Annotated in this window: 9 protein-coding genes; 7 read left to right on the forward strand and 2 right to left on the reverse strand. The window is 72.8% G+C overall.

All coding sequences use genetic code 11. The features are described from left to right. Positions 1 to 39: 39 nt before the first annotated feature. The gene (locus EFE23_RS19280; protein ID WP_123242342.1) at positions 40 to 1,452 is read right to left on the reverse strand and encodes an amidase; all 1,413 of its coding nucleotides are present in this window, start codon (positions 1,450 to 1,452) and stop codon (positions 40 to 42) included. Positions 1,453 to 1,468: 16 nt separating this feature from the next. Next, positions 1,469 to 2,611, reverse strand: a complete 1,143-nt coding sequence (locus EFE23_RS19285; RefSeq protein ID WP_123242343.1) for a cystathionine gamma-synthase — start codon at positions 2,609 to 2,611, stop codon at positions 1,469 to 1,471. A gap of 96 nt (positions 2,612 to 2,707) precedes the next feature. Between EFE23_RS19285 and EFE23_RS19290 the strand changes: the two genes are divergently transcribed. From EFE23_RS19290 to EFE23_RS19320, 7 genes are all read left to right on the forward strand, one after another. Further along, positions 2,708 to 3,034 (forward strand): hypothetical protein, encoded by a 327-nt coding sequence (locus EFE23_RS19290; protein ID WP_123242348.1) that lies wholly within the window; start codon positions 2,708 to 2,710, stop codon positions 3,032 to 3,034. Positions 3,035 to 3,036: 2 nt separating this feature from the next. After that, complete coding sequence (locus tag EFE23_RS28230) at positions 3,037 to 3,729, forward strand: nucleotidyl transferase AbiEii/AbiGii toxin family protein (RefSeq protein ID WP_158675886.1); 693 nt, start codon at positions 3,037 to 3,039, stop codon at positions 3,727 to 3,729. 48 nt (positions 3,730 to 3,777) lie between these two features. Beyond that, positions 3,778 to 4,191 carry an HIT family protein gene (locus EFE23_RS19300; protein WP_123242344.1) on the forward strand — a complete coding sequence of 138 codons (414 nt, stop codon included), beginning with the start codon at positions 3,778 to 3,780 and terminating at the stop codon, positions 4,189 to 4,191. Between the two features lie 77 nt (positions 4,192 to 4,268). Further along, positions 4,269 to 4,931 (forward strand): peptide-methionine (S)-S-oxide reductase MsrA, encoded by a 663-nt coding sequence (gene msrA, locus EFE23_RS19305; protein WP_123242345.1) that lies wholly within the window; start codon positions 4,269 to 4,271, stop codon positions 4,929 to 4,931. A 201-nt stretch (positions 4,932 to 5,132) separates the two neighbouring features. Then, complete coding sequence (locus tag EFE23_RS19310; protein ID WP_123242346.1) at positions 5,133 to 6,917, forward strand: N-acetylglutaminylglutamine amidotransferase; 1,785 nt, start codon at positions 5,133 to 5,135, stop codon at positions 6,915 to 6,917. A gap of 2 nt (positions 6,918 to 6,919) precedes the next feature. Then, positions 6,920 to 8,746, forward strand: a complete 1,827-nt coding sequence (ngg, locus tag EFE23_RS19315; protein ID WP_123242347.1) for an N-acetylglutaminylglutamine synthetase — start codon at positions 6,920 to 6,922, stop codon at positions 8,744 to 8,746. Next, a complete protein-coding gene (locus tag EFE23_RS19320; protein ID WP_255421164.1) occupies positions 8,743 to 9,918 on the forward strand; it encodes an osmoprotectant NAGGN system M42 family peptidase in 1,176 nt (391 codons plus the stop codon). Before ngg ends, EFE23_RS19320 begins: the two co-directional genes overlap by 4 nt. Positions 9,919 to 10,081: the final 163 nt, after the last annotated feature.

Consider the following 10,081-nt stretch of genomic DNA (forward strand, 5'->3'; position numbering starts at 1 on the left):
GGTGCGATCACGGGCTGCGTCGGGGCCGGTGGTCAGCCGTCACGCGGTGGCCGGCGACCCCGTGCCGACCCGGGGGTAGCCGGGGGCGTGCCGCGACCAGGGGGCCTGCATCTCGAACTGGCCGGCGACGCCGAGCAGCAGCAGTTCCGAGCCAGGCGGCCCGACGAACTGGACGCCCACCGGCAGGCCGTCCGGGCGGCGGCCGACCGGCACCACGATGGACGGCAGCCCGGCGATGTTCCACGGCGCGGCGTACGGGGCGTACCGGATGTTGGCCGACATGTTCGCCAGCCAGGACCGGCCGGACCAGCCGGCGGCCTCCGGCGGCGACCCGGCCAGCGCCGGGGTGAGCAGCAGGTCGACCGAGCGGTCGGTGAAGAAGTTCACCGACCGGTCGCGCCAGGCGAGCCGGTCGGCCTCGCGGACGTACCCCCGGCGCTGCGCCCACTCGCCGAGCGCGACGTGCCGGCGGCTGCGCCGCTGGAGTTGGCGCGGCGCGACCCCGGCGGCCCGCACGTCGGCGGCGGCCGCGGCGAACCAGGTGGCGATGCCCTGCAGGCCGAGCCGGGTCGGGTAGACCGGGTCGGCCGGCACGGTGTCGTGCCCGGCGGCGGCCAGCAGCCGGCCGGCGGCGGCCACCGCGTCCCGGTTGGGCGCGTCCGGCGAGACGCCGCGCACCGGGGAGCGCAGCGAGACGCCGACCCGCAGCCGCGGCGGCGGGACCAGCTTCTCCGGGCGGCGCCCGGCCAGCACCGAGAAGCCGACCACCGCGTCGGCGACGGTGCTGGTGAGCATCCCGTGCTCGGTCAGCCCGAACCAGTCGTCGGCGCCGAGCTGGCAGGGCACCACGCCCCGGCCGGGCTTGAGCCCGACCAGGCCGCAGCAGGCCGCCGGGATGCGGATCGAGCCCAGTCCGTCGTTGCCGTGCGCCATCGGCACCAGCCCGGCGGCGACCGCGGCGGCCGCGCCGCCGGAGGAGCCGCCGGGGGTACGCGACAGGTCCCACGGGTTGCGGGTGACCCCGGTCTCGTCGTCGGTCAGCGCCCAGAGGCCGAGCTCCGGCATCCGGGTCACCCCGAGGATCACCGCGCCCGCGCCGCGCAGCCGGCGGACCACCTCGTGGTCGGCCTCCGCCACCGGGGTACGCACCGCCGCCGACCCGTTCCAGGTGGGCAGGCCGGCGACCGGGGTGTTCTCCTTCACCGCGACCGGCACCCCGGCCAGCGGGAGGTTGGCCAGGTCCTCCTGCTCGTCGACCTTCTCCGCCTCGGTGATCGCCTCCCCGCCGCGTACCGTGCGGAACGCGGCGAGGTCGGCGTCGGCCCGGGCGAGGTGGTCCAGGTGGTCGGCCACGACCTGGGTGGCGGAGACGTCGCCCCGGCGTACGCCCCGGGCGATCTGCCGGGCCGTCGCGCCCACCCAGGTCGTCGGCATGAAGTCCTGCACGGCCACCCTCCCCAGCCCGCGGTCAGCCCAGTGCCTGCTCCAGATCGGCGAGCAGGTCGTCGACCGTCTCGATGCCGACAGACAGTCGCACGAGATCGGCGGGAACTTCAAGCGGCGAGCCGGCAGCACTCGCGTGTGTCATCCGTCCCGGGTGCTCGATGAGGGACTCGACGCCGCCGAGGGACTCGGCGAGCACGAAGAGCCGGGCCCGGTTGCAGATCTCCACGGCGTGCTCCTCGCCGCCCGCCGCGCGGAACGAGATCATGCCGCCGAACCGGCGCATCTGCTTGACGGCCACCTCGTGCCCCGGGTGCGAGGGCAGGCCGGGGTAGATGACCTGAGCGACCTTGGCGTGGCCGTCCAGGTAGGCCGCGATCCGCTCGGCGTTGTCGCAGTGCCGGTCTATCCGTACGCCGAGGGTCTTGATGCCGCGCAGGGTGAGCCAGGCGTCGAACGGCCCGTTGATCGCGCCCATCGCGTTCTGGTGGTAGCGCAGCTCCTCGCCGAGCGCGCGGTCGGCGGCGATCAGTGCGCCGCCGACCACGTCGGAGTGCCCGCCGATGTACTTGGTGGTGGAGTGGACCACCACGTCGGCGCCGAGCAGGAGCGGCTGCTGGAGGTACGGCGAGGCGAACGTGTTGTCGACCACCAGCAGCGCGCCGGCGTCGTGCGCGACGGCGGCCAGGGCGGCGATGTCGGCGATGCCGAGCAGCGGGTTGGTCGGCGTCTCGATCCAGACGATCTTCGTGGCGCCGGGGCGGATCGCGGCCCGCACCGCGTCCGGGTCGGACACCTTCGCCGGGGTGTACTCCAGCCCCCAGCGCTCGGCGACCCTGGCGAAGAGCCGGTACGTGCCGCCGTACGCGTCGTCCGGGATGACCACGTGGTCACCCGGCTTGCAGACGGTCCGCAGCAGGGTGTCCTCGGCGGCCAGGCCGCTGGCGAAGGCGAGCGCCACCGGCCCGCCCTCCAGCGCGGCCAGGCACTCCTGCAGCGCGTCGCGGGTGGGGTTGCCGGAGCGGCTGTACTCGTAGCCCTGCCGGGGCGCGCCGACGGCGTCCTGGGCGTAGGTGCTGGTCTGGTAGATCGGCGGGATCACCGCGCCGGTGCGGGCCTCCGGGTCCTGACCGGCGTGGATGGCGAGCGTCTCGAAGCCGTGACTCATGCCCGAGACGTTAGTCCGCCCGTCCGTCCCAGCACGTGGAACCCGGGCCCGCGTCGCAACCCGGGGGTTGTCCGACCCGTCCGCCATACTGGCGTGGTGACCTCGTCCACCTCTCTGCCGTCCCGCCTGGTCGGCGTGGCGGAGCGGATCCCGGCTGCGCTCGACCAGCTGCAAGGGCCGGATCACGGCCGGGTGAGCCTGCCGGTCCGGCTCGCCTGGTCCGGCCCGACGGAGTTCAACGTCACCGACCCCGGGCAGCGACTCACCCTCTACCGGACGCTGATGGACTGTGGCCAGCGCGACGACATCGTGCGCTATGTGAACCCGACCCTGCTGCGCCGGGACTGGCCCCGCATCCGTCGGCTGACCGCACGACGGGTTGTCGCCCTCTGGGAACGCCGAATGCCCGACCTGGCCGCCTGAACGTGGACGACCTGCACGCCCGGCTTCTCCGCATCGGCTTCGCCGCTGGCGATGATCTCGGGTTGGTGCTTGCCGGCGGTTACGCCCTCTCGGCGCACAACCTCCTCAGCCGTCCCTCTCGCGACATCGACTTCGCGACCGCGACCACCCTGCCACTGCCGGATGTGGCAACCCGCCTGGCCGACGCCTACCGACGTGCGGGGTTCGACTGTCAGATCGTCGAGGCGACCCCGCGGATGGCACGGCTGATGGTGACGCGCAGCCCGGCCGCCTGCGAAGTGGACCTGCTCAAGGAGGCGATTGGACCACCAGCGGTACTGCACATCGGGCCGGTCCTGGCCCTGGACGACGCCATCGGACTCAAGGTCAGAGCGCTGCACGACCGCGCCGCACACCGGGACTACATCGACCTCAGGGCCGCCCACCGGCTGGTGAGTTGGCCGGAGCTGGAGGGTATGGGCGCCCGGCACACGGCCGGGTTCTCACTGGAGGAGTTGGCGGACCGACTCGGCGCGATCGAGGAGTTGGATATCGAGACCTTCGCCGCCTACCAGCTCAAGGATCAGGAAATCGCAGAACTTCGCCGCTGGGCACTGGAGTGGGAGGCAGACATCCGGACTCGGTTGGCCAGCGGCGAGACCGGCCCCTCCGGCATACCTGACGACGAGTGGGACACGTACCTGGACGCGCGGTAGCGGCACCGGGCCCGGGCGACCCGGTCCGCCACGGCATAGCCTGGCCCGGTGACTGGGTGCGTGTTCTGCGGGATCGTGGCGGGCGAGGTGCCCGCGTTCATCGTGGCCGACGAGCCGGACGGGATGGCCTTCCTGGACACCCGGCCGGTGTTCAAGGGGCACGTGCTGGTGGTGCCGCGCACCCACCTGGTCACCCTCGACACGCTGCCGGCCGAGGTGCTGCCCGGCTACTTCCGGCTGGTGCAGCGGATCATCGTCGCGGTGGAGACCGGTCTGGGGTCCGGTGGGACGTTCATGGCGGTCAACAACAAGGTGTCCCAGTCCGTACCCCACCTGCACACCCACGTGGTGCCGCGCACCAAGGGCGACGGGCTGCGCGGCTTCTTCTGGCCGCGCACCCGCTACGCCGACGACGCCGAGGCCCGGGAGTACGCCGACCGGATCGCCGCCGCGCTGGCCTGACCCCGCCTCGGGTCGGGTAAGGAATACGGAGGCGCTGCTGTTGCACACGCTGGGAAAGCCAAGAGAGGAGTCCCACCGTGTTCCTTCGCCGCATGAAGGCCGAGATGATCTCCCCCGACCAGGCCCTGCCGGGCCGCCCGATCGCGATGCCGATCGCCGACCGGCACGAGGTGCTCCCCTCGTCGCTGAAGGGCCCCTTCCCCGAGGGCTCGCAGGTCGCCGTCTTCGGGATGGGCTGCTTCTGGGGCGCCGAGCGGCTCTTCTGGACCCTCCCCGGTGTGCTCACCACCTCCGTCGGCTACGCGGGCGGCTACACCCCGAACCCCACGTACGAGGAGGTCTGCTCGGGGATGACCGGGCACGCCGAGGTGGTCCAGGTGGTCTACGACCCGACGCGGATCAGCTACGAGGACCTGCTGAAGGTCTTCTGGGAGAACCACGACCCGACCCAGGGCATGCGCCAGGGCAACGACGTCGGTACGCAGTACCGCTCGGCGATCTACGCCACCACCGACGAGCAGCTCGCCACCGCGCGGGCCGCGCGGGACGCGTTCGCGCCGATCGTGGCGCGGGCCGGCCGGGGCGAGATCACCACCGAGATCACCCGGCTCGGTGACTACTGGTTCGCCGAGGACTACCACCAGCAGTACCTGGCCCCGACCAAGAACCCGAACGGGTACTGCAACCACGGCCCGAACGGGCTGAGCTGCCCGGTCGGCGTGGCCCGTACCGCCGGCTGACCCGCCGGACGTCCGTTCCCGGGCCTGCGGTGTTCCTCACACCGCAGGCTCGGTGCATTTCGGGCATCGGTCGCCGCCAGGGCCGAACCGCCGCCGCGAACGACGGTTACCCAACGTGGTCGCGCATGATAGCGAACCTGTCACACGACTGTCATCGTCTCAACAGGCGAACTGCAACATCCTCTGGCAGCATGGGCTCGCATGTGCGGACTTGCGGGAGAGTTCCGCCGTGACGGTTCACGCGCCGAGGTGGCGACGGTGGAGCGCATGGCGGCCACGATGAGTGACCGAGGGCCCGATGACAGCGGTGTGTGGTCCCAGGGGCCGACCGCCCTGGGACACCGCCGCCTGAAGATCATCGACCTCTCCGCCGCCAGCGGGCAACCGATCGTCGACGCCGTCGCCGGCCTCACCGGCGTCTTCAACGGCTGCATCTACAACTACCGCGAGCTGCGCGCGGAACTGCAGGCCAAGGGGCACCGCTTCTTCTCCTCCGGCGACAGCGAGGTCGTGGTCAAGGCGTACGCCGAGTGGGGCCTGGACTTCGTCGACCACCTGGTCGGCATGTTCGCGGTGGCGATCAGCGAGCGGGACAGCGGCCGGCTGGTGCTGGCCCGGGACCGGCTCGGCATCAAGCCGCTCTACCTGGCCGAGACCCCCGGCGTGGTCCGCTTCGCGAGCACCCTGCCGGCGCTGCTGGCCGGCGGCGGGATCGACACCGCCATCGACCCGGTGGCGCTCGCCCACTACCTCAGCTTCCACAGCATCGTGCCGCCGCCGCGGACCATCCTGCGCGGCGTGACCAAGCTGCCCCCGGCCACGGTCCGGGTGTACGAGCCGGACGGCACCACCCACGAGCGGGTCTACTGGGACCCCGCCTTCACCCGTGGCACCGGCCGCTCCGACTGGACCGAGCGGGACTGGCAGGACGCGCTGCTGGAATCGCTCACCACCGCCGTACGCCGGCGGATGGTGGCCGACGTGCCGGTCGGCGTGCTGCTCTCCGGCGGGCTGGACTCCAGCCTGGTGGTGGCGCTGCTGGCCGGCGAGGGACAGTCCGGGCTGGCCACCTTCTCCATCGGCTTCGACGCGGTCGGCGGTCGGGAGGGCGACGAGTTCGTCTACTCCGACCTGGTCGCGAAGACCTTCGGCACCGACCACCACCAGATCCGGGTGCCCACCGGCGACCTGCTGCCGCCGCTGGAGGCCGCGGTCGCGGCCATGAGCGAACCCATGGTCAGCCACGACTGCGTGGCGTTCTGGCTGCTCAGTCAGGAGGTCGCCCGGCACGTCAAGGTGGTCCAGTCCGGCCAGGGCGCGGACGAGATCCTTGGTGGCTACCACTGGTACCCGCCGCTGGCCGGGGTGGACCGGGAGCGGGCGCTGGAGACGTACGCGAAGGCGTTCTTCGACCGCGACGCCGCCGGCCTGGCCCGGGTGCTGAACCCGGCGTGGCTGGCCGACGGTGACCCGGCGCGGGAGTTCGTCGCCGCGCACCTGGCCCGGCCGGGGGCGCAGACCGCGGTCGACGCCGGGCTGCGGATCGACACCCAGGTCATGCTGACCGACGACCCGGTCAAGCGGGTGGACAACATGACCATGGCGCACGGGCTGGAGGCCCGGGTGCCGTTCCTCGACCACGAGTTCGTCGAGCTGGCCGCGAGCTGCCCGCCGGAGCTGAAGCTGGCCCAGGGCGGCAAGGGCGTGCTCAAGGAGATCGGCCGGCGCGTCCTCCCGCACGAGGTGATCGACCGGCCGAAGGGCTACTTCCCGGTGCCCGGCCTCACCCACCTCGAGGGCAAGCTCCTCGACCGGGTACGCGACGCCCTGGCCGCGCCGGAGGCGCGCCGCCGGGGCCTGTTCCGCGCCGACTACGTCGACGCGCTGCTCGCCGACCCGAACGCCGAACTGACCCCGTTGAACGGAAACAAGCTGTGGCAACTGGGACTCCTGGAAATGTGGCTCCAGAGCCACGGAATCGACTGACCATGACCGACACCCTCGCCACCGGAACGGCCCGTACCGACCGGGAACGGGTGCTCGGCCGGCGCCGGGAACGCGTCGGCCCGGGCGGCGACCCGGTCGCCCCCGGCGCTCCGGAACCGCGGCAGCGGCCCGCCGACGGGTCCGGCGTGGTGCTGGACTGCGGCTGGGGCCGGCTGGTCTTCGGGCAGACCTTCACCGAGCAGGCCGAGGTCGCCCACGTGCTGCGCTCCGAGGCGGCCGGCGCCCGGGACATCTGCATTTACCTGCGCGACCCGCACGTGCTGGTCTCCCGACTGCCGGACGAGCTGTTCATCGACCCGTCGCTGACCTACCGGCTGCCGCTGGGCGAGCGTCGGCCGGCCGCCACCGAGGGCGGCGAGGTCCCCGGGCTGGCCATCCGCCCGCTGCGGGACACCGACGACGCGGAGGCGGTGAACCGGATCTACGCCCGCAACGGCATGGTCACGGCTCCGGTCGAGGTGCTGGTCGACAACGCCGGCACGGACCGGTTCCTGCACCTGGTCGCCGAGGACGCCGCCGGTGAGCTGGTCGGCACCATCACCGGGGTGGACCACGTCGCGGTCTTCGGCGACCCGGAGCACGGCGCCAGCCTCTGGTGCCTGACCGTGGACTTCAACACCGCACCGCCCGGCACCGGGCAGGCGCTGCTCACCGCCCTGGCCGACCGGCTCGACGAGCGGGGCCGGGCGTACGTGGACCTGTCGGTGCTGGCCGAGAACTCGGGGGCGATCCGGCTCTACGAGCGGCTCGGCTTCCACCGCACCGGGACGCTCTGCGTGAAGCGGAAGAACCCGATCAACGAGCGGCTCTTCCTGCCCGCCACGCCGGAGGGGTACGACGAGCTGAACCCGTACGCGAAGATCGTCGCGGACGAGGCGATGCGGCGCGGCATCCGGGTGGAGGTCACCGACCCGCGCTGGGGTGAGCTGAAGCTGACCAACGGCGGCCGGGTCATCCACACCCGCGAGTCGCTGTCGGAGCTCACCTCGGCGGTGGCGATGAGCCGCTGCGACGACAAGCGGGTGACCCGGCGGATCCTGACCGAGGCGGGGCTGTCGGTGCCGCGCGGCCGGACCGCCACCGGTGAACCCGACGACCTGGCCTTCCTGGCCGACGTCGGTCCGGTGGTGGTGAAGCCGGCGCGGGGCGAGCAGGGCAACGGCATCACCGTCGGGGTCCGTACGCCGGAGGCGCTCACCGCCGCCGTCGAGCTGGCCCGCCGGTTCTGCCCGGACGTACTGATCGAGGAGCTGCGCGCGGGCGAGGACCTGCGGGTGGTGGTCATCGACCACGAGGTGGTGGCCGCCGCCGTCCGCCGCCCCGCGCAGATCACCGGGGACGGGGTGCACGACGTCACCGAGCTGATCGAGCGGCAGAGCCGGCGGCGGGCCGCCGCCACCGGGGGCGAGTCGCGGATCCCGATCGACGACATGACCCGCGAGGTGGTGGCCGAGGCGGGTCACCGGATGCACGACGTGCTCCCCGAGGGGCAGGTGCTGGCCGTCCGCCGGACGGCCAACCTGCACACCGGCGGCACCATCCACGACGTGACCGCCGAGCTGCACCCGGAAATCGCCGAGGCGTGCGTGACGGCCAGCCGGGCGCTGGACATCCCGGTCACCGGGCTGGACCTGCTGGTGCCCGCCCCCGACGGGCCGGAGCACGTGTTCATCGAGGCGAACGAGCGGCCCGGCCTGGCCAACCACGAACCGCAGCCGACCGCGGAGCGTTTCGTCGACCTGCTCTTCCCCGGCACCCGGGCGCCGCAGCGGCTCTGGTCCCCGGCCGGCCCGGGAGGCGCCGCGTGAGCCCGAAGCCGCTGGAGATCGACGTCGACTACCTGCGCCAGGTGCTGATGGAGCTGCTGGAGATCCCCAGCCCGTCGGGGCGTACCGACCACGTCCAGCAGTACGTGGGCGAACGCCTCTCCGCGCTCGGCATCAGCTCGACGCTGACCCGGCGCGGGGCGCTCAGCGCCTGCCTGCCCGGTCCCCGGGCGACCGGCGCCGACCGGGCCGTCGTGGTGCACACCGACACCATCGGCGGCATGGTGAAGCGGCTCAAGGAGAACGGGCGGCTGGAGCTGAAGCCGATCGGCACGCACAGCGCGCGCTTCGCCGAGGGCGCGCAGGTCCGGATCTTCACCGACGACCTGGACCGCGTGATCACCGGCCAGGTGCTGCCGCTCAAGGCCAGCGGGCACCGCTACAACGAGGCCGTCGACCTGCAGGGCGTCGGCTGGGAACTGGTCGAGGTGCGGGTCGACGAGCCGGTGGACGACATCGCCGGCCTCCGCGCGCTCGGCGTCGACGCCGGCGACTTCGTCGCGCTGCTGGCCAACCCCATGATCACCCCCACCGGGTACGTGAAGTCCCGGCACCTGGACGACAAGGCCGGGGTGGCGGCGGTGCTGACCGCGTTCAAGGCGATGGTCGACGCGGGGGTCCAGCCCGCGGTCACCGCGCACCTGCTGGTCACCGTCACCGAGGAGCTCGGGCACGGGGCGAGTCACGGGCTCGACCCGGACGTGGCGGAGATCGTCTCGATCGACGCGGCGGTGGTCGCCCCCGGCCAGCAGTCCCGGGAGGACGCCGCCACCCTGGCCATGGGCGACGGGGTGGGCCCCTTCGACTACCACCTGACCCGCAACCTGGCCTCGATCGCCCGGGAACACGGCGTCGACCTGGTGCGGGACGTCTTCGACTACTACCGGTCGGACGTGGCCGCCGCGGTCGAGGCGGGCGCGCACGCCCGGGTGGCCCTGCTCGGCTTCGGCGTGGATGCCACCCACGGGCACGAGCGCACCCACCTCGACGGCCTGTGCCACCTCACCCAGCTGCTCTGCCTCTACCTGCAGAGCCCGCTGGTCTTCCCGGAGTGGGACGCCGAACCGGCGGGCGACCTGGCCGACTTCCCGTCGCTGGCCGTCCAGCCGGCCAGCGAGGAGGGCCCCCGCGAGGGCCCGATCGGCCTGGACTGAGCCGGCCGGCGGGGCGGCGGGGAACCAACCGCCGCCGACGTCCGGCCCTGACCTGTGATCCAAATCCGTTGCCGAGGTCACCGGGAAGTCGATAGCGTGGCGGTACACGGGAAAGGAGGTGGTCCAGACTTGTATAGCAATCGGACTCGTGAGGTGGCTGTCC

Source organism: Micromonospora solifontis, from assembly GCF_003725545.1.
GTDB lineage: Bacteria > Actinomycetota > Actinomycetes > Mycobacteriales > Micromonosporaceae > Micromonospora > Micromonospora solifontis.